Annotated in this window: 23 protein-coding genes, 1 tRNA gene and 1 riboswitch; of the genes, 15 read left to right on the forward strand and 9 right to left on the reverse strand. The window is 62.1% G+C overall.

The genetic code is table 11. From position 1 onward, the window contains the following. Window positions 1-633: a YitT family protein gene (locus CO670_RS03495; protein ID WP_097588978.1), complete on the reverse strand. Its 633-nt coding sequence runs from the start codon at window positions 631-633 to the stop codon at window positions 1-3. Between the two features lie 126 nt (window positions 634-759). Between CO670_RS03495 and CO670_RS03500 the strand changes: the two genes are divergently transcribed. Beyond that, entirely contained in the window at window positions 760-1,260 is a 501-nt protein-coding gene (locus CO670_RS03500; RefSeq protein ID WP_097588979.1) for an Rrf2 family transcriptional regulator, read from the forward strand. A gap of 20 nt (window positions 1,261-1,280) precedes the next feature. Beyond that, on the forward strand, window positions 1,281-1,742 hold the full coding sequence (locus CO670_RS03505; RefSeq protein ID WP_097589008.1) for a carboxymuconolactone decarboxylase family protein: 462 nt from the start codon (window positions 1,281-1,283) through the stop codon (window positions 1,740-1,742). Between the two features lie 57 nt (window positions 1,743-1,799). Here CO670_RS03505 and CO670_RS33620 read toward each other — a convergent pair whose 3' ends face one another. The 3 genes from CO670_RS33620 to CO670_RS03515 form a co-directional block, all read right to left on the reverse strand. Continuing rightward, complete coding sequence (locus CO670_RS33620) at window positions 1,800-1,934, reverse strand: hypothetical protein (RefSeq protein WP_280951317.1); 135 nt, start codon at window positions 1,932-1,934, stop codon at window positions 1,800-1,802. 171 nt (window positions 1,935-2,105) lie between these two features. Continuing rightward, window positions 2,106-2,741: a YitT family protein gene (locus CO670_RS03510; protein WP_097588980.1), complete on the reverse strand. Its 636-nt coding sequence runs from the start codon at window positions 2,739-2,741 to the stop codon at window positions 2,106-2,108. 205 nt (window positions 2,742-2,946) lie between these two features. Next, a complete protein-coding gene (locus CO670_RS03515; protein WP_097589009.1) occupies window positions 2,947-3,879 on the reverse strand; it encodes a methyltransferase in 933 nt (310 codons plus the stop codon). Window positions 3,880-4,054: 175 nt separating this feature from the next. On the opposite strand from CO670_RS03515, the gene CO670_RS03520 reads away from it, so the two are divergent. Genes CO670_RS03520 through CO670_RS03530 form a run of 3 tightly spaced genes read left to right on the forward strand, consistent with a single transcriptional unit; the run spans window position 4,055 to window position 6,233 of the window. Next, a complete protein-coding gene (locus tag CO670_RS03520; protein WP_097588981.1) occupies window positions 4,055-4,321 on the forward strand; it encodes a DUF6460 domain-containing protein in 267 nt (88 codons plus the stop codon). A gap of 1 nt (window position 4,322) precedes the next feature. Further along, window positions 4,323-4,841, forward strand: a complete 519-nt coding sequence (locus CO670_RS03525; RefSeq protein ID WP_097588982.1) for a CAP domain-containing protein — start codon at window positions 4,323-4,325, stop codon at window positions 4,839-4,841. Window positions 4,842-4,886: 45 nt separating this feature from the next. After that, window positions 4,887-6,233, forward strand: a complete 1,347-nt coding sequence (locus CO670_RS03530) for an MATE family efflux transporter (RefSeq protein ID WP_097588983.1) — start codon at window positions 4,887-4,889, stop codon at window positions 6,231-6,233. Here the strand turns inward: CO670_RS03530 and CO670_RS03535 are convergent. Then, a complete protein-coding gene (locus CO670_RS03535) occupies window positions 6,209-7,297 on the reverse strand; it encodes a quinone-dependent dihydroorotate dehydrogenase (RefSeq protein WP_097588984.1) in 1,089 nt (362 codons plus the stop codon). The two genes, CO670_RS03530 and CO670_RS03535, sit on opposite strands and share 25 nt — an antisense overlap. Continuing rightward, window positions 7,294-7,647: a DUF952 domain-containing protein gene (locus CO670_RS03540; protein WP_097589010.1), complete on the reverse strand. Its 354-nt coding sequence runs from the start codon at window positions 7,645-7,647 to the stop codon at window positions 7,294-7,296. Before CO670_RS03540 ends, CO670_RS03535 begins: the two co-directional genes overlap by 4 nt. Window positions 7,648-7,763: 116 nt before the next feature. Between CO670_RS03540 and CO670_RS03545 the strand changes: the two genes are divergently transcribed. From CO670_RS03545 to CO670_RS03565, 5 genes are all read left to right on the forward strand, one after another. Then, window positions 7,764-8,162: a hypothetical protein gene (locus tag CO670_RS03545; protein ID WP_097588985.1), complete on the forward strand. Its 399-nt coding sequence runs from the start codon at window positions 7,764-7,766 to the stop codon at window positions 8,160-8,162. Window positions 8,163-8,253: 91 nt separating this feature from the next. Continuing rightward, window positions 8,254-8,901, forward strand: a complete 648-nt coding sequence (locus CO670_RS03550) for a response regulator transcription factor (protein WP_097588986.1) — start codon at window positions 8,254-8,256, stop codon at window positions 8,899-8,901. Window positions 8,902-9,021: 120 nt separating this feature from the next. Next, window positions 9,022-9,687, forward strand: a complete 666-nt coding sequence (locus CO670_RS03555) for a helix-turn-helix transcriptional regulator (protein ID WP_088676742.1) — start codon at window positions 9,022-9,024, stop codon at window positions 9,685-9,687. An 11-nt stretch (window positions 9,688-9,698) separates the two neighbouring features. Next, on the forward strand, window positions 9,699-10,415 hold the full coding sequence (locus CO670_RS03560; protein ID WP_097588987.1) for a thermonuclease family protein: 717 nt from the start codon (window positions 9,699-9,701) through the stop codon (window positions 10,413-10,415). Between the two features lie 102 nt (window positions 10,416-10,517). Further along, window positions 10,518-10,931, forward strand: coding sequence for a tellurite resistance TerB family protein (locus CO670_RS03565; protein ID WP_088676740.1), 414 nt, complete (start codon window positions 10,518-10,520; stop codon window positions 10,929-10,931). Between the two features lie 15 nt (window positions 10,932-10,946). Here the strand turns inward: CO670_RS03565 and CO670_RS03570 are convergent, their stop codons facing one another. After that, entirely contained in the window at window positions 10,947-11,822 is an 876-nt protein-coding gene (locus tag CO670_RS03570; RefSeq protein WP_097588988.1) for a transporter substrate-binding domain-containing protein, read from the reverse strand. A gap of 329 nt (window positions 11,823-12,151) precedes the next feature. Between CO670_RS03570 and CO670_RS03575 the strand changes: the two genes are divergently transcribed. The 3 genes from CO670_RS03575 to CO670_RS03585 all read left to right on the forward strand — a co-directional run bounded on the left by CO670_RS03575 (window position 12,152) and on the right by CO670_RS03585 (window position 14,970). Next, a complete protein-coding gene (locus CO670_RS03575) occupies window positions 12,152-14,158 on the forward strand; it encodes a methyl-accepting chemotaxis protein (protein ID WP_097588989.1) in 2,007 nt (668 codons plus the stop codon). Between the two features lie 152 nt (window positions 14,159-14,310). After that, on the forward strand, window positions 14,311-14,595 hold the full coding sequence (locus tag CO670_RS03580) for a hypothetical protein (protein ID WP_088688993.1): 285 nt from the start codon (window positions 14,311-14,313) through the stop codon (window positions 14,593-14,595). A gap of 78 nt (window positions 14,596-14,673) precedes the next feature. Next, entirely contained in the window at window positions 14,674-14,970 is a 297-nt protein-coding gene (locus CO670_RS03585) for a hypothetical protein (RefSeq protein WP_097588990.1), read from the forward strand. Window positions 14,971-15,314: 344 nt separating this feature from the next. Here CO670_RS03585 and CO670_RS03590 read toward each other — a convergent pair. Continuing rightward, a tRNA-Gly gene (locus tag CO670_RS03590) sits at window positions 15,315-15,388 on the reverse strand. 58 nt (window positions 15,389-15,446) lie between these two features. Further along, a complete protein-coding gene (locus CO670_RS03595) occupies window positions 15,447-16,541 on the reverse strand; it encodes a 2'-deoxycytidine 5'-triphosphate deaminase (RefSeq protein ID WP_176538863.1) in 1,095 nt (364 codons plus the stop codon). Between the two features lie 73 nt (window positions 16,542-16,614). Next, a riboswitch (SAM riboswitch) is annotated at window positions 16,615-16,693 on the forward strand. 43 nt (window positions 16,694-16,736) lie between these two features. On the opposite strand from CO670_RS03595, the gene CO670_RS03600 reads away from it, so the two are divergent. Continuing rightward, complete coding sequence (locus CO670_RS03600) at window positions 16,737-17,921, forward strand: O-succinylhomoserine sulfhydrylase (protein WP_097588991.1); 1,185 nt, start codon at window positions 16,737-16,739, stop codon at window positions 17,919-17,921. Between the two features lie 237 nt (window positions 17,922-18,158). After that, window positions 18,159-18,551: a Co2+/Mg2+ efflux protein ApaG gene (apaG, locus tag CO670_RS03605; RefSeq protein ID WP_011423893.1), complete on the forward strand. Its 393-nt coding sequence runs from the start codon at window positions 18,159-18,161 to the stop codon at window positions 18,549-18,551. The last annotated feature ends 113 nt before the right edge of the window (window positions 18,552-18,664 follow it).

Here is an 18,664-nt window from a genome sequence, read left to right on the forward strand (position 1 = left end):
TCACATCGCGATATAGCGGTCCTTGCGGTGATTGATCGCCAGCGTCAGGTTGAGCACAATCGCGCCGAGTACGGAACAGGCGATGATGAAGGGACTGGCGACGAAGAAGGAGAGCGCCAGCACGATGCCATCGAAGCCGAGTTGGACGAGGCCGGCACGCCAGCCGAAACGATCCTGAATGTAGAGGGCGAGAATGCCGATGCCGCCGAGACTGGCGCGGTGGCGGAAGAGCGCCAGCATGCCGGCGGCGATGACGATGCCTCCGAAGAGCGCACCGGCAACGGGATGGACATGCCCGATACCGATGAAGCCGGGCACGAATTCGGACAGGACTGAGGTGAGCCCGATCGCGAGGAAGGTCTTGATGGTGAAGGCGGGTCCCAAACGGCGGAAGGCGAGATAGTAGAAGGGCAGATTTACCGCAAAGAAGCAGAGGCCGAAACTTATGCCAGTCGCGTAATGCGCCAGGAAGGCAAGGCCCGCGGTACCACCGGCAAGCAGACCGGCGCCGGAGAGAAGCGAGACGCCGAGCACGGCAAGCATGCTGCCAGCGACGATGCCCTGCGCGTCGTCGAACAGAGAATGGCGATCGGCGCTGGAGTTGAGAAGGCCCGCGAAGGCGTTGGATGCCATGATGTTCCCCTGTCGGCTTTTTCGTTTTCTATCCGGCGCAGGGATAAAGACAAGGGGCGGCGAGACTCCTGTTGACATCAGTCATAATCATGGATATTTTTTATCTACGATTAAAGGAAGCCCTTGATGAAGATGAGCGATGGGGTCGAGCAGGCCATTCACAGCGTTGCGATGCTGTCCGGCCTCTCGGAAGGCGGCGTGCTTTCGGCCGCGGCACTGGCGGAATTCCACGGCGTGTCGACGAGCTATCTATTGAAGCATCTGCAGGCGCTGTCGGGTGCCGGCATCCTCGATACCGTGCCGGGGCCGAAAGGCGGATATAAGCTGGCAAAGGCGCCGGCGGAGATTTCGCTGCTCGACATCCTGCTTGCGGTCGAAGGACCGGCGCCGGCTTTCCGTTGCGCCGAAATCCGCCAGCGCGGGCCGAACCCGGTCTCCAATCGCTTCTTCGCCAAGCCCTGCAACATCAGCGCGGCGATGCTCAGAGCCGAACGCGTCTATCGCGCCGAACTTGCCAAGACGAGCATTGCCGATATCGGCATCGAACTGAATGCCCTCGACGACGGATCGATCGCAGCCCGAGGCTGCGCTTTCCTTGAAATCCATGAACGCAAGACGGCTCGTTGAGCCATAACAAGGAGAAGATCATGCAACCGCGTTTCAATTTCGCCAAAGCCGCTCCGGATGCCTACAAGGCCGTCGCAGCGCTCGAACAATATGTCCAGGCCTCCGGGCTGGAGCGCCGCTTCATCCACCTGATCAAGCTGCGCGCCTCGCAGATCAACGGCTGCGCCTATTGCGTCGACATGCATGTGAAGGAAGCCCGCCATGACGGGCTGAGCGAGCAGTGGATCAACCTGATGTGCGTCTGGCGGGAGTCGCCGATTTACGACGCCCGCGAACGCGCCCTGCTCGGCTGGGTCGACGCCGTCACCAACATCGCCAAGACAGGCGCGCCGGATGCCGACTACGAAGCGCTGAAGGCGCATTTCTCCGAGGAGGAGATGACGAAGATCACGGTGGCGATCGGTGCGATCAATATCTGGAACCGGCTTGCGGTCGGCTTCCGCTCGCAGCATCCGATCGATGCGGCTCAGAAGGCGGCCTGACGGCTTAAGGGATAATCCCGGTGACCGACCCGAAGAATTCGGGTCGGTTGAATATGCTCACTCGCGATTGGTAGCGGCTCGCGCGGCGGCAGAGCCAGGCCGGCTACCCGAGAGATCGGTGCTGTTGAAGATGTCGCGGACGACTTTCGCGATTTCCTCTGCGGAAGTGCCCTTGGCATATTCTTCCTGCATGCGGCGTCTCACAAGTTTTTCCAAATCTGACATAGTTCACCTCATCAAATCCGGCGCGCATGAAGTGTCGCGCCGGGATCGATCACAGGCAAGTTACGTTTTGTTTAGAATGGCTTACCGATTTTTAATGTTACACACCGCGCGTCTTTCGGGCACGCAGGCACGGATGCGCTACAGCGCAATATATCGATCGGCGCGGTGATTGATGGCGACGAAGAGGTTGAGCACGACGGCGCCGAGCACCGAATAGAAGACGATGGGCGGCGTGGTGACGAAGAAGGCGGCGGCGAGCACGCACATGTCGATGGCGAGCTGGACGAGGCCGGCGCGGATGCCGAAACGCTCCTGCAGGTAGATGCCGAGAATGCCGACGCCGCCGAGGCTGGCGCGGTGGCGATAGAGCGCCAGCGCGCCGAAGCCGAGCAGCAGGCCGCCGAGCAGCGCTGCCCAGGCAGGGTGGATGCTCGATATGGAAAAGAGACGCGATTGCAGATCTGACATCGCCGATGTCAGGCCGATGGCGATGAAGGTCTTGACCGTGAAGGCCATGCCGAGACGCTTCCACGAGAGATAGAAGAACGGCAGGTTGAGCAGGAAGAAGGCCATGCCGAAATTGACGCCGAAGGCATAATGCAGGAGGAAGGCGACGCCCGCCGTACTGCCCGTGAGAAGGCCGGCGCAGGCGAGAACATAAAGGCCGAGCGCTGCGACGAGGCTGCCGGAGAAAATGCCCTGCACATCCTCGATCGGCGAATGGCGCGTCGCGCTGGTGTTCCAGACGCCAAGAGAATTGATGAGCTGTGTCATGGCGCCGGTCTCCAACAACAGACGAGTTCGGGAACACCCGAAGAATTCCGGGCGAGATGGATTTGATTGTGAAATGAGCCGGAGCGCTCGACATCCTGTCGCCGCGCTTCGTTGTACACCCTTGAAATATCAGGTTTTCCGGAACTCGATCAAGCAAAATAGGTAAGCACTGCTGTCCTATTTGAAAATCGCAAGAAACATTCGTTCACGCCGGTTTGCGCGTAAGGAACAGAATGCCGGAAACCGGTTTGCCGCCATCTTTGCGAATGACCGTCTTGACGGTCTCAAGGATTTCGAGGCCGTGGCGGGCAAGCAGCCTCCCCACATAGGCTTCCGAATGGGCATAACGCAGCGACGGGGCGAGATGGAAGCCTTCGCCTTCCCCCGCATCCTCGACGGAAAAGACAATGTCGGCGCCGGCGCCGGCGAGTTCGTCGATGACGGCAAAGACGCTTTCGAGATTGCCGAGATACATCAAGACGTCGGCCGCCGTCACGAGATCGGCGCGACGGCGCGCGGCATCCGCAAGGACGCCGGAAAGATCGGGTGCAAGCGATAGATCGGCCTGGGCAAGGTGATCGTAGACGCCCTTCTCCGCAGCCTTGGCGAGCATGTTCTGCGAGAGGTCAAAGCCCTCGAGGCGACCGACATGAGCGCGGATTTCCGGGCCGAGCAGCCCGGTGCCGCAGCCGAGATCGACGGCGCATTCGTAGCGCCTGCCGGTAGACGCAATCAGCGCGGCAAGCTTCTGGGGCACGCTATAGTCGAGTTTCTCGACGAGCGAGGTTTCGAAGCGGTCGGCATAATCATCGAAGAGCCGCTCGACATAGCGGCTCGGCGGCCGGTCGGGCGCTGCTCCGTCACCGAGAAGGGCGAGCTTGAGGGCGGCGCCGAAAATATCTTCGGGATCGAGGGCAAGCGTCCTGCGATAGGCCTCGATCGCGGCATCCGCCCTGCCCGCCTTTTCGCGATAGGTGGCGAGGCGATACCAGCCGGCAGCCCAGGCGGGCGCCAGCTCGAGCGCCTGTTCCATCAGCTCGACCGCCGCCTCCGGCTCGCCACCCTCTTCGAGCATCCTGGCATAATCGGCGCGGCGGTCGGCGATGACGTCGCCTGAGGAAAGCTGGTGGGACTGCATCATCGGCTCTTTATTTTGCGCATGTCGTTGCACGGCGCAGTTTTGCGTGGCCTCGCATCTGGCGGCGGCCACAAAAAAACTCAAGTCCTATTTCAGAGGCGGAACGGCCAATCCAGGAAAGGGCTTGCGGGCAGCGCGCCGCAACCTTAATTCAGGGGCAAACAGGAGATGGCGCATGTCCGATCAGGTGAACAAGTTCCTCGGCGATTCGCTCGGCCGCACGTTGATAAAACTCATCGTCGTGTCGCTGATCGTCGGCTTCGTCATGACCATCTTCGGCCTGACGCCATGGAACATCATCTACGGGTTCCGCGACTTCATTCTGGAGATCTGGCACCGCGGCTTCGCGGCGCTCGGACGCGTCGGCGACTATCTCATCCTCGGGGCGACGCTCGTCATCCCGCTCTTCGTCATCCTTCGCCTTTTCAGCTATCGCCGGTAACATGACATCCATCGATCTTTCCAGGCGCGGCCTGCTGCGTCTTTCCGGACTTGCGCTCGCCGCCGGCATTGCCGGCTGCACCACGACGCCCCGCCTTGCCGGCACGCCCTCGAACGGCGAGGACGAGACAACGAGCGTATTGCCGCTCGTCAATCAGCTGAGGGCAAAGAACGGCCTGCCGCCGCTCAGTGCCGATCCGGCGGCGCAGACCGCCGCCCTCTTCCAGGCGAAACGCATGGCGAGCTCCGGCAAAATGGCGCATCTGATCGGCATGACCGACAGCTTCGGCGCCCGCGTCAAGGCGAGTGGTGTGCGGCTGCCGGCAGCTGAGAATATCGCCTCCGGCCAGCAGAGCGTCGATGCGGTGGTGACGGCCTGGATCAATTCGCCGCATCATCTGGAAAACATGCTCGGGCGTTATGACGGCCTCGGCGTCGCCGTCGCCCATAATGCATCTTCCCGGAACCTGCCCTATTGGGCCATGGTGCTTTCCAGCCGAGGCGATTCCTCCACCGCATAATTCCCGAAATCGGGAATCGGCTCAGACGCTATAGATGAGGCCGGCATGGATACGCGCAGCAATAACAACGCGTTCGCTTTCGACGTGACGCACCGGCTGGTGCTCTCGATCGCCATTCCGATGACGCTGGGCTTCATGACGACGCCGCTGCTCGGGCTGACCAGCACCGCCGTCGTCGGCCATATGGGCAATCCCGAGGCGCTTGCGGGGCTTGCGATCGGCGCGATGCTCTTCGATCTCATCCTGGGCAGCTTCAATTTCCTGCGCGCCTCGACGACAGGGCTGACGGCGCAGGCCTATGGCCGGCGAGACCAGCACGAGCAACAGGCCGTGTTTTGGCGAGCACTGATATCCGCGCTCGGCTGCGGGCTGGCGCTGCTCTGTCTTTCGCCGCTGTTGATGGCGGCCGGATTGAGACTGATGGGCGCGGAAGGGGCGATCGCCGAGGCAACAAGCACCTATTTCTCGATCCGCATGCTGGCGGCGCCGGCGGCGCTGGCGAATTACGCGATCCTCGGCTTCGTGCTCGGACGCGGACAAGGCAATGTCGGGCTGCTGCTGCAGGCCCTGATCAACGGCATCAACATCCTGCTGTCCATCTATCTCGGCCTTTCGCTCGGCTGGGGCGTGGCCGGGGTCGCCTGGGCAACCCTGGCCGGTGAGGTGGCCGGGGCATTGGCCGGGCTTTTCATCGTGCTCAGCGGCTTCGGCAAAGCCGAGCGGCCGGCATGGGCCGAGATCTCCTCTCGCCATCGTCTGGCGGAGCTTTTCGCGCTCAATCGCGACATCCTGATCCGCACATTCGTGCTGATCGGCGCCTTCACCATCATGACGCGGATCGGCACCAGCTTCGGCGCGGTGACGCTTGCCGCCAATGCCGTGCTGATGAACTTCTTCCTGCTGTCCGGCTATTATCTCGACGGGCTTGCCAATGCCGCCGAACAGATCACCGGCCGGGCGATCGGCGCGCGGTACCGGCCGGCCTTCGACCGCGGGCTGAAGCTGACGACCCTCTGGTCCTTCGGGCTGGCGGCAATCGTTTCCGTCTTCTTCTTCCTGGCCGGACCCTGGCTGATCTCGGTGCTGACGACTTCGCCCGAGGTGCGGCAGGCGGCCGGGACCTACCTGCCGTGGGCGGCGGTGACGGGGCTGACCGGCGCTCTGGCCTTCCTGATGGACGGTGTCTTCATCGGCGCGACGTGGTCTGCGGACATGCGCAACCGGATGCTCATATCCTTCGCCGGCTATCTCCTGATGCTCGCCATCTTCGTGCCGCTCTTCGGCAATCACGGCCTATGGTTGGCGATGAACGCCTTCCTGCTCTTCCGCGGCTTCTTCCTGGCCATGCTGGTGCGGCCGCGCGCCGATCAGACGTTCCGCGCCGCCCAATAATCCAGCCTGGTGTCGCGCAGTTCGCGGATCGAGCCGGCTTTTTCGCGGTCGAGCAGCCTGGAGAGGCCGCGCACGATATCGCCGGGCAGACCGGGACCTTCATACACCATGCAGGAATAGAGCTGGACGAGATCGGCGCCCGCTCGGATCTTCTCCAGCGCCGTTTCGGCCGAGGAGACGCCGCCGACGCCGATGATCGGCAAATCAGGGCCGACGCGCTTGCGCATTCTTGCAAGCACCGCCGTCGACTTTTCGAACAGCGGCACGCCGGAGAGACCACCCGTCTCCTTGGCCTGGCGCTGATCCTTAAGGCCGTCGCGCGACAGCGTCGTGTTGGAGACGATCAGGCCATCCAGCGGATGCGCGAGCGCTTCGGCGGCGATGTCATCCATGCCTTCCTCGGTCAGATCGGGGGCGATCTTCAGGAAAACCGGGATTTTCCGGTCGGAATTCGCCGCCATCTCGTCACGTGCCGTCAGCGCGGCGGAGAGCAGCGCCGCAAGGCTTTCGCGCGCCTGCAGGTCGCGCAGGCCGGGCGTATTGGGCGAGGAGATGTTGGCGGTGAAATAGCGCGCGACGGAGTAGAAGCGACGGATACCGGCGACGTAATCGGCAATGCGATCCTCGCTGTCCTTGTTGGCGCCGATATTGACGCCGACAATGCCATTGCCCTTCAGCCCGGCGAGGCGCCCGAAAGCGGCGTCATGGCCTTCGTTGTTGAAGCCGAGACGGTTGATGACGGCTTCATCCTCCACCAGGCGGAAGATGCGCGGGCGCGGATTGCCGGCCTGCGGCTTCGGCGTCACCGTGCCGATCTCCGTAAAGCCGAAGCCGAGCTTCAGCAGCGCTTCCGGCACCTCGGCATTCTTGTCGTAGCCCGCAGCCATGCCGAGCGGGTTTTGAAAGACGAGGCCGGCGACGGTCTGGCTGAGCCGCGGATCGGGAGCGATGTGGCAGGCCGGCACCAGGCCGGATTTCAGCGCGGCAATCGACATGCCGTGCGCCGTTTCCGGATCGAACATGAAGAGGCCCTTACGGGCGAGACGCTTGAAGGGGTCGATCATGGCTGCAGCTCCGGGAAGACATGGGCGCCGGCCTCATCGAGCGGCAGCGGCACCTCCCAGAGCACGGCTGCCAGCGGCAGGTCGGCATAGAGATGCGGGAAGAGATCACCGCCGCGCGAGGGCTCGAAGAGAAGTTTGTCACCGAAGCCGCTGCCGTCGACGGCAATCAGCAACAGGCCGGGCTGGCCGGCGAAATGCAGCGCGGCGGTCTGTTTCACCTGGTCTGCGGTGGAGAAGTGGATGAAACCGTCCTTGAGATCGATGCCGGCGCCATGAAAAATGCCGGTTTGTCTGGCTTCCTGCCAGAGCGCTTCCGTCACGATCTTGTAAAGGGTCGGTGTCACGGTCATCATGGCCTCGCGATTGCTGGTCCTCGGTCATGAGCGCTTTGCCGGAAAGAGGCGGCGATGTCCACGCCCCGGCGTTAAAAACGAGGCCGAGACAGGCAAATCCGGAGGATAAGACGATGAAGATTTTGGTTCTGACACTTGGCGTTCTTCTCCTGCCCTTCGGCGCTGCGGCGGCCGAAGCCGATGCCAGCCGCTTCCAGCTGGAGAAGAGCGGCGACCATTTCGTCCGGCTCGACCGGCAGACCGGCGCCATGTCGATCTGCCAGGATAGGGACGGCACGCTCGTTTGCCGGATGGCCGCCGACGAGCGGGCCGCTTATGAGGACGAGCTCGACCGGCTTTCCGAACGGGTGACCAAGCTGGAACAGGGCGGCCTCGTCCAGCGCGCGCTGCCGAGCGATGCCGAGATCGACCGTTCGATCAGCATCATGGAGCGGATGATGAAGAGTTTCATGGGGATGGTGAAGGAGTTCCAGGCCGAGGAAAACGCCAATCCCCTTCCGCAGAAGACATGATCTGATATAGTCATTTCAGTAGGTATGCATGCGACGCGGAGGGGATAGCGGCGCATGCAGGCGTGATCGGACTCTTGGGAGGGAGTTTTCGATGCAGGAACAGACCATCATCATCGCGGACGATCATCCGCTTTTCCGGGATGCGCTGCGCCAGGCGGTGATCGGCATGGAAGGCCGGCAGACGATCGTCGAGGCCGGCGATTTTGCTGCTGCACGCTCGGCTGCGGGCACCCATCCGGATGCCGATCTGATGTTGCTCGATCTCGCCATGCCCGGCGTCAGCGGCTTTTCCGGCCTGATGGCCCTGCGCGCGGAATTCGGCAGCCTGCCGATCATCATCGTCTCGGCAACCGACGATGCGACGACGATTCGCCGGGCCCTGGAACTCGGCGCTTCCGGCTTCATTTCCAAATCCTCCGGTATCGAGGACATCCGCCGCAGCATCCAGACGGTGCTTGCCGGCGATATCGCCACGCCCGAGAGCTATCGCGACGGCCAGGAGCAGGATCCTGATGTCGCCGATCTGATCCACCGCCTGCATACGCTGACGCCGCAGCAGAGCCGGGTGTTGACCATGCTCGCCGAAGGCCTGCTGAACAAGCAGATCGCTTATGAACTCGGCGTCTCCGAGGCGACGATCAAGGCGCATGTCTCGGCAATTCTCCTGAAGCTCGATGTCGACAGCCGGACGCAGGCCGTCATCCAGCTCGGCAAGATCAACATGGCGATGGTCGCCTGAGCGCAGCGCTCAGCTTACAGGATTTTATTCCTTTCTCGTCTTTACTCGGGCGATACGGTCGGTTAATATTCCGCTCGGTTGAAGCGCGGCATTGGATGAGCCGCACGGGATCGGGCGCATATGCTGTCACATGAGCAGATCTGGGGAGCGATTGACAGGCTTGCCGAACGGCACGACCTGACACCGTCCGGTCTTGCCCGGCGCGCCGGGCTCGACCCGACCTCCTTCAACAAATCGAAACGGCTATCCGCCGACGGGCGGTTGCGCTGGCCCTCGACCGAATCGATCGCCAAGGTGCTCGAGGCGACAGGGGCGAGCATGGAGCAGTTTCTTGCCTTCATGCGGCCGGGCGGCAGCCCTTCCGGATTGCCGGAAGCAGCGTTTCAGCCGCAGGGCAGCTCCATTCCGCTGCTGGGCTTCGCGCAGGCGGGCGCCGGCGGCTTCTTCGACGACGGCGGTTTTCCGGCCGGCCAGGGCTGGGACGTAGTCGAATTTCCGGCGGCGCCATCGCAAAAGGCCGGCGTTTATGCGCTGGAGGTGCAGGGCGAGAGCATGATGCCGCTCTACCGCGACGGCGACGTTCTGATCGTCGAGCCGGGCGCGCAGGTGCGCCGCAACGACCGCGTCGTGGTGCGTACGCGCGAGGGTGAGGTGATGGCCAAGGTGCTGCTGCGCCAGAGCCCGCGGTCGATCGAGCTGATGTCGCTCAATCCCGAACACCCCAACCGCACCCTCGATCTTTCCGATGTCGATTGGATCGCCCGTATCATCTGGGCCAGTCAATAGGAAGATATTCCATGCGCCCTGCTGCCGTCTTCACAGGTTTCACAGGGATGGCGGTGGTAGCCGGCCTGCTGATGGCAGGCGAAGCAAGGCTTCGCGGCGACCCATCAGGGGAAGAAAGCACGCCCGCGGAGGAGACGGCGGCCGCAGTGCCGGATGCCGCCCCCGAGACAGCCGAACCCACGGCGAGGATATCCGACGAACGTGCCGAGATGATCGCCCGCTCCGCGGAACCGGCGGCCCCGCCTGCTGCGGTGCCACGCAATGGCACAGCCCCCAAACCCGCCGATACCGAGCCGCAAGCGGCACCGGCCGCCGCCAGTGAAACGGCAAGTCCCGCGGCGAAAAAGGCGATCGAGCTGCCGAGGCCGACGGTCGAAAATGCCGGCGATCTTTCCTTCGGCGAGCGCAAGCTCCAGCTTGCCGGCATCGTTTCGACACCGGCCGACAGGATATGTGGGCCGGCAGGCCGGCAATGGCCTTGCGGCATGATGGCGAAGACAGCCCTGCGCCAACTGCTGCGCAACCGCAGCATCAGCTGCAATCTCGATACGGCCGAATGGAAGGGAACGATCACGGCGGCCTGCCGGCTCGGCACCCAGGATCTCGGCTCGTGGCTTGCCGAAAACGGCTGGGCGGAAGCAGCGGCGGGTTCGCCTCTCGCGGCCATCTCCGAGACAGCCAGGCAGGCGGGGCGAGGCATATATGGCGGCGATCCGCGCCGCAAATAACCGATACGCCGCGAGAAGGGTTGGCATCCTCTCGTAGGGGCCGATCCCTTGTAATGGCCGCCGCCACTTCCTAATCTGGGCAGATCGAAAAAGGAATCAGAGATGAACAAGCCGCTTTCCGCCCATGATGCCCTGATCTACGTGATGGTGATGGCCTCCGCCGTCGACAGCACGATGAACGACAGGGAGATGACGAGGATCGGCCAACTGATCGGATTCCTGCCGGTTTTCAAGGATTTCGACGACGACAAGCTGATTTCGATCGCCCGCGACTGCGCCTCGCTTCTTGCCGGGCCGGAAGGCCTCGACGTCGTTCTCGAAACCGTGCGCGATACCCTGCCGGCAAAGCTCTACGACACGGCCTATGCGCTCGCCGTCGAAGTGGCCTCTGCCGATCTCTCGGTCAAGGCCGAAGAACTCCGGCTGCTCAGCCTGCTGCGCGATCGGCTGGGCCTCGACAAGCTCACCTGTGCGGCGATCGAGCGCAGCGCCATTGCCCGCTTCCGCAAAGGTTAAACGATCTCTGGCGCTTCAATAAAGCCCATAGGGAAAATAACGCAGATAGATCTCCTGCAAACGGCCGTTGCGCGACAGCGCGCCGAGCGCATGATCGATGGCCGATGTCAGCACGCTGTCCTTTTGCCGCAGCATGATGGTCATGCCCTCGCCGAGGAAATGTTCGGAGAGATACGGGCCGTCGAAGAGCGCGCAGCATTTGGCCGAGGCGGGCGACGAGACCCAGAAGGAAAGCTGCAAGGCGTCCGCGAAGGCAGCATCGACCTTGCGATCCCTCAGCGCCGCAAGCAGAGCCTCCCTATTGTCGAAGGCCTGGGCTTTGATCGCCGGAAAGAAGGCGGCCAGCATCGCTTCGTGGACCGTGCCTTTGACGACGCCGACCGGATGGCCGGAAAGCGCAGCGGCCGTCTTTCCGTCCAGGGGTGCTGCGAGATTGCGCACGAAACGGGCCGGCAGCATCAGATAGGGTCTTGAGAAAAGGAATTGCCGGCGCAGTTCCGGGGTCACGGCAAGGCCGGCGATGACGGCATCCCCTTGCGAGGCAGCGAGCGCATCCTTGAGATCGGCGAAGGGAACCGCCTGGATCTGGCACTTGTCCGAAATCTCCAGCTCGGCGCAGATTTCGCGGGCGAGATCGACATCGAAGCCGGAGAGCTTGCCGTTCTGATCGGTGAAATTGAAGGGCGGAAAATCGACCGATGTCAGGAAGCGCAGACGGACCAGCGAGGAAAGATCCGGCCTGGCCAGGCGTTCACGCGCATCGAAGAGCAGCGGCAGCGATGGTGCCGCTTGCTGGGCGGATGCCGCAAAACTCGAAAACAGCGCTCCGAGAAACAGCCCGACCGCAAAAAATCCCTTCAAAATCAGGGACGACAGCTTGGATTGCATCATCGTGATCCGGTCTCGGGTTAAGCGCGAAGCATCGCCGAGATGTACCAGAGTCACGGCTGGCGGGGAATACGCATGGGCGGGATCGTGCCGCATTGGCGGTTCATCCGGCTGCCGCCGCAACATACCGGGGGATAACCGGTTCAACCCCTGAAATTATAGGCATCCCCCGCCCCGGCGTTAGGGCGGAATTAAAGAATAGCGCCTTTATTTGTTGCGACGTCATCGGACCCCGCCAGCCGATTGCATGATGCGCGCGTCAGCAGCTCTGTTTGCAACAATTGATTTCAAGCGCCGGGCGCAACAGGCCCGGCCAATCGGGTGATATTTCCATGCTGAAACATTTGAAAATCCGCGCGAAGATCCTATCGGTCGTGGCGCTGCTGGGACTGGTTACCATGGCCGGGCTCTTCTATGTCATCACCGAGTTCCGCCGTGCGGATACGGCCTACAGCGCCTTCATCGATCACGAGGCGCTCGCCTCGATGCAAAGCGCGCGCGCCAGCGCATCGCTTGTCGCCTCGGTGCTTCAGGTCAGCCTGCTTGCGGATATGAAGCCCGATACCCCGGCATTCCAAACGGCGCTCGCCACACCCAGCAAGCTGCCGCAGGCCCGGGACCGAATGAAGCAGGCAGCGGCGCTTGTGCCCAGCCGCAAGTCGGCGATCGATGAAATCCAGGCCGGCATCGACGAAATCGAAACCCTGGCAGGCAAAATCATCGAACAGAGCAAAGCCAAGGACAGCGCCGGCGCCAAGGCAAACGTTGCCCTGATCAATGCCAAGCTCGACGCGCTGACGCCGAAGATGATCGCAAACAACGACGCGATGATGACGATGCTCAACGATGGCGGCGACGCGCTCTCGGCTTCCGTCAATGGACGGATCAACCTCTGCCTCGCTTTGATCGGCATTGCCGTTCTCGTCGCGATCGGCCTCGGCGTCGCAGTTGCCCAGATCGGCATTGCCAGCCCGATGGCCGAGCTGCGCCAGCGCATGACGCGGCTTGCCGAAGGCGATACGGGCAGCGACGTCAGCGGCCTCGACCGCCACGACGAGGTCGGCCAGATGGCCAAGGCCGTGTCGATCTTCCGCGACAACGCGATCGAGCGCGCCGAGATCGAAGCGCGCGCCGAAGCGGACCGCAGCCTCAGCGACGGCGAGCGCCGCGAGCGCGAGGCGCAGAAGGCCCGCGAAGCCTCCGAACTCGAACGCGCGGTCGCGGCACTCGGCGATGGCCTGCGCCGCCTTGCCGCCGGCGACCTCGCCTTGCAGATCAACGAACCCTTCGTCGCGCATCTCGATGCGCTGCGCGAGGATTTCAACAACTCGGTCGAAAAGCTCAACGAGACCATGCATACGGTCGGCGCCAATGCCCGGGCGATCGGCGCCGGCGCCAACGAAATCCGTTCTTCCGCGGACGAGCTTTCCAGGCGGACCGAACAGCAATCCGCCTCCGTCGAAGAGACGGCGGCAGCACTCGAAGAGATCACCACGACCGTGCGCGACGCCGCCAAACGGGCCGAGGAGGCAAGCCAGCTCGTCGCCCGCACTCGCCTCGGCGCAGAAAAATCCGGCGAGATCGTCCGCAAGGCCGTTTCCGCCATGCAGCAGATCGAGCAGTCCTCGGCCGAGATCGGCAATATCATCGGCGTCATCGACGATATTGCCTTCCAGACCAATCTGCTGGCCCTCAATGCCGGTGTCGAAGCCGCGCGCGCCGGCGAAGCCGGCAAGGGTTTTGCGGTCGTCGCCCAGGAAGTGCGCGAACTCGCGCAGCGTTCGGCCAAGGCGGCAAAGGAGATCAAGGACCTGATCACCACGTCGGGCACGCATGTGCAGACCGGCGTTTCGCTCGTCGGCGAAACCGGCAAGTCGCTCGATTCGATCGTCCACGAGGTGCAGGAAATCAACCAGCACGTCCACGCGATCGCCGAAGCCTCCCGCGAACAGTCGATCGGCCTGCAGGAGATCAACACGGCCGTCAACACGATGGACCAGGGCACGCAGCAGAATGCGGCGATGGTCGAGCAATCGACGGCCGCCAGCCACAGCCTCGCCACCGAAGCGGCCGCACTCAACAATCTGCTCGGCCAGTTCCGGCTGACCGGCACCGGCGGCTTCGCCGCCGCCGCGCCGATCGCCTCGGTCCGGCCGCCGGCCCCGGCCCCGCGCGCCGCAGCGCGCCCGGCTGCCAAGGCGCCGATCCGCGTCGCCAGGGAAGGTACGGCCCGCCCGACTGCCTCGCCGGCCCGTGCACTCGGTCAACAGCTCGCCAACGCCTTCGGCGCAGGCAGCAGCGCATCGTCCAGCAAGGATGCCGACTGGACGGAATTCTGAGTCGACCGAAACAAGCATGTCGAAGGGCGGCTGCGGCCGCCCTTTGCTTTCAGGCAGCACGCACCAAAGATTGAGAGCGACATGCCGTTTGCTTGATGCGCGGGACTTTATAGGGAGTATGATCGTATCGTTCGGCACATCGGGGGATGGACATGAAACCCGCAATCATCGGCCTCATCGGCACTCTGGCCCTTGCCGGGTGCACCACCGCCGCCGCCAACTACAGCGGCCCCGGCCTCGAGCCGATACCCGGCAGCATCACCTATAGCGGCCAGCCGCGCACCAAGCTCACCAAATCGCCGCCCGGCTCCGCCTTTCCGCACGATTTCATCGACCAATACGGCCGGCAAGTGGAGGAAACTTACATCATCCGGCCCGACAGAAGCCTGGTCATCGCGCATCGTCGCTACAGGCCGATCTGGCTATTCGACGATTAGGTCCAAAAGAGTTGCTCCCTCCCATTGCAGGCATGCCGTGTGCCAACTAAATAATTCCACCACAAGAGGGAGCAGGAAATGAAAATAGCCAAGGCATTGATAATCTGTGCAGTCTCCGCACTCATTCCAAGCATCTCTATGGCGGCATCGTCATGCGTGGCAACCATGAAAGCCTATGGCTACTTGGGAAGCGGAATGTCCTATGGATCCGCCGTCAGCATAATAGGCTGCTCGGGCGAGAAAGTGAGCAGCAGCGAGACGACAGGCGCCAAGACGGAGACGTATAGATGGAGCGGTCATAACTATTCAGGGAATTTGGAGGCCACTTTCCGGAACGATCAGCTCGTCAACAAAACTCAATCTGGTCTTAATTGATTGCGCTCGCCGGTCCGCGGCCGACACGATATGCTGCATATCTAAGTTATTGAAATAACTGGAGCGGATAAATTAGGGAATCGAATCCTCGTATTCAGCTCGGGAGGCCGGACTAAAATTCATTTTTTCAATAGGTTAACTTGAATTTTTACAGAAATCGCTCTGAACCGTACCCTTTCATGGGATGGTCTGAGGATGAGGTGCGAGGCATCATTCGCCGGTACGAAGACAGCACCGCAGCGACGAGGGCAATGATCGTCCAAATCAACGCCGGTGTAAAACTGCCTGTAAAACCGGACGAAAATTCGATGATTAAACAGGCACTAAGCGCTTGAAAACAAAGGTGGAGCGGGTGAAGGGAATCGAACCCTCGTATTCAGCTTGGGAAGCTGCTGCTCTACCATTGAGCTACACCCGCGATGCGCTGAGATTTCCAACAGATGGGCGTCGCTGTCAAGTCGCCCGAGTGCTGCGCCTCAGATGCGGAAGTGTTTGGAGAGCTTCAGGCCCTGGGCCTGGTAGTTGGAGCCGAGGCCGGAGCCGTAGAGGCTGGCGGGTTTTTCCTGCATGTGTTCGTAGACGAGGCGGCCGACGATCTGGCCGTCTTCGAGGATGAAGGGCACTTCGTGGCTGCGCACTTCGAGCACGGCGCGGCTGCCGCGTCCGCCGGCCGGCGCATGGCCGAAGCCCGGGTCGAAGAAGCCGGCATAATGAACACGGAATTCGCCGACCAGCGGATCGAAGGGGGTCATCTCGGCGGCATAATCCGGAGGTACATGCACGGCCTCACGCGACACGAGAATATAGAACTCGTCGGGATCGAGGATCAGCTCATTGCGGCCGCGGCTATAGAGCGGCTCCCAGAAATCGAAGATGTCGTGCTGATCTTTCTCGTCGACGTCAACGACGGCGGTGTGATGCTTGCCGCGATAGCCGATCAGGCCGTCCTTATCGCCACTAAGATCGATCGACAGCGCGATGCCGCCGCCGGAAACATTCGGCTGTTTGCTGGCAACCAGCGTCTCGCTTTCGTGCAGCTTCAAGAGTTCCGGCTCGCCGAGGACGGAGTGGCCGACGCGGAAGCGGATCTGCGACAGGCGCGAGCCGCGGCGCACGACGATCGGGAAGGTGCGCGGGCTGATTTCGAGATAGAGCGGGCCGGAATAGCCGGCCGGAATCTTGTCGAATTCCTGAGCGTAATCGGTGATGACGCGGGTAAAGATGTCGAGCCTTCCGGTCGAGCTCTTCGGATTGGCCGAGGCCGACATATCGGCCGGCAACGCCAGGCTCTCCATCAGCGGCACGATGTAGACGCAGCCGGTCTCCAGCACCGCGCCCTCGGAGAGATCGATCACATGCAGGCTCAGCCGGTCGAGCTTGTCCGACACCAGATGCGAGGGCCCTGGCATGAAGGAGGCACGCACGCGAAAAGCCTTGCTTCCCAAGCGCAGGTCAAGACTTGCCGGCTGGATCTGGTCGCGGTCCAGCTCCCGCTCGGAGTTAAGACGCCCCGTTTCGAACAGCGCCGAGATTGCGCGGTCAGCCAGAATTCCCGTTTCGCGAGCCATCATGCCCCATCCATCATTTGCCGCAGACAAAACCAAACTCGGGGAATTGACGCAAGCAGCTAACAGCAGTATTGCAGAATTATCCCGTGGTGATTTGGCCGGTCGGCTTGCAGCCACGTTAAACAAGTGGCTAAAAAGACCGGGTATGAAACCGGTCTGCTTTTGCGGCCGGTTTTTTTGTTATGTGAAGGTGATGGCATGAGCAAGACTTGGCGCCCGGCAACCCAACTCGTCCATGGCGGCACGCTGCGTTCGCAATATGGCGAAACGTCCGAGGCGATCTATCTCACGCAGGGCTTCGTCTACGACACGTCCGAGGCGGCCGAAGCCCGCTTCAAGGGCGAGACGGACGGCTTCATCTATGCCCGCTACGGCAGCCCGACCAATGACATGTTCGAAAAGCGCATGTGCGCACTGGAAGGCGCCGAAGACGCCCGCGCCACCGCCTCCGGCATGGCCGCCGTCACCGCCGCCATCCTCTGCCAGCTGAAGGCGGGAGACCATATCGTCGCCGCGCGCGCCCTCTTCGGCTCCTGCCGCTGGGTGGTGGAAACATTGGCGCCGAAATACGGGATCGACTGCACTCTCATCGACGGCCGCGATCTCGCCAACTGGGAAAAGGCGATCACGCCGAAGACGAAAGTCTTCTTCCTGGAAAGCCCGACCAACCCGACACTTGAAGTGATCGACATCGCAGGCGTCGCCAGGCTCGCCAACCAGATCGGCGCCAAGGTCGTCGTCGACAACGTCTTTGCAACGCCGCTCTTCCAGAAGCCTTTGGAACTCGGCGCCCATATCGTCGTCTATTCCGCCACCAAGCATATTGACGGCCAGGGCCGGTGCCTCGGCGGCGTCGTGCTTTCCGACAAGGCCTGGATCGACGAGAACCTGCACGACTATTTCCGCCATACCGGCCCGGCCATGTCGCCCTTCAATGCCTGGACGCTTCTGAAGGGCATCGAGACGCTGCCGTTGCGCGTGAAGCAGCAGACGCAGAATGCGGCGAAGATTGCCGATTTCCTGGCGGAGCAAGGCAAGGTCGCCAAGGTGATCTATCCCGGCCGCAAGGACCATCCGCAGGCCGATATCATCGCCAAGCAGATGTCGGGTGGCTCAACGCTCGTCTGCTTCGAACTGAAGGGCGGCAAAGAAGCGGCCTTCGCGCTGCAGAACGCGCTTGAGATCGTCAAAATCTCCAACAATCTCGGCGACAGCAAGAGCTTGATCACGCATCCGGCTACAACAACGCACAAGAACCTGACGGACGAGGCGCGCGCCGAACTCGGTATTTCCGCAGGCACGGTCCGCCTTTCGGCAGGCATCGAGGATACCGACGACCTGATCGAGGATTTCGCGAAGGCGCTGGCCAAGGTTTCGGCCTGATCGAGAATAGCGGCCGGACCCGCCTGGGTTCGGCCTCGCCGGACCTCGCTGGCGCTCGGCCGGGGGAACAAGATCGCCCGCGAAGGCGTTCGGAAGTAAAATTAACGCTGACGATTAGGCTTAACGATCGAAAACCCTTCGATCATGCTTGTTTCATCGCTGATCAACGTTCCGTTTCTTGACGGACAGGGCCTCTTTATAAGATACGGGTAACATATCTTGACTATGGTGCAAGGCATGTATCGCGCCCTCACAAGAGATATCGAAGTCGTGGTCGAACCGTTCTATCTGGAGGAGCAATCCGATCCGGAGGACGATCGCTATGTCTGGGGTTACCGGATTGTCATCAGCAACAATTCCGGCGTCGCCGTTCGCCTGGTCAACCGCTATTGGAATATCACCGATCAGAACGGCCAGGTAGATGAAGTGACCGGTCCTGGGGTCGTCGGCGAGCAGCCGCGACTCAGCCCCGGAGACACCTACGAATATTCCTCCGGCTGTCCGCTCGACACGCCCTCGGGCTTGATGTTCGGCCATTACCAGATGGAAACTGATGAAGGCGAGCTGTTCGATGTCGACATCCCCGCCTTCTCTCTGGATTCACCGGGGCTGCTGCGCGTGCTCAACTAAGGCGCATTTCTGAACTCGATTCCGTTTCAAAGTAACAGCGACGCGCGAGACAGGCGGGTGCGTCCCCTCACCCCGCGCGGGGAGAGCGACTGTCTTCTTTGTCAAGCGTTTTG

The organism is Rhizobium sp. J15, assembly GCF_002531825.1.
Taxonomy (GTDB): domain Bacteria; phylum Pseudomonadota; class Alphaproteobacteria; order Rhizobiales; family Rhizobiaceae; genus Rhizobium.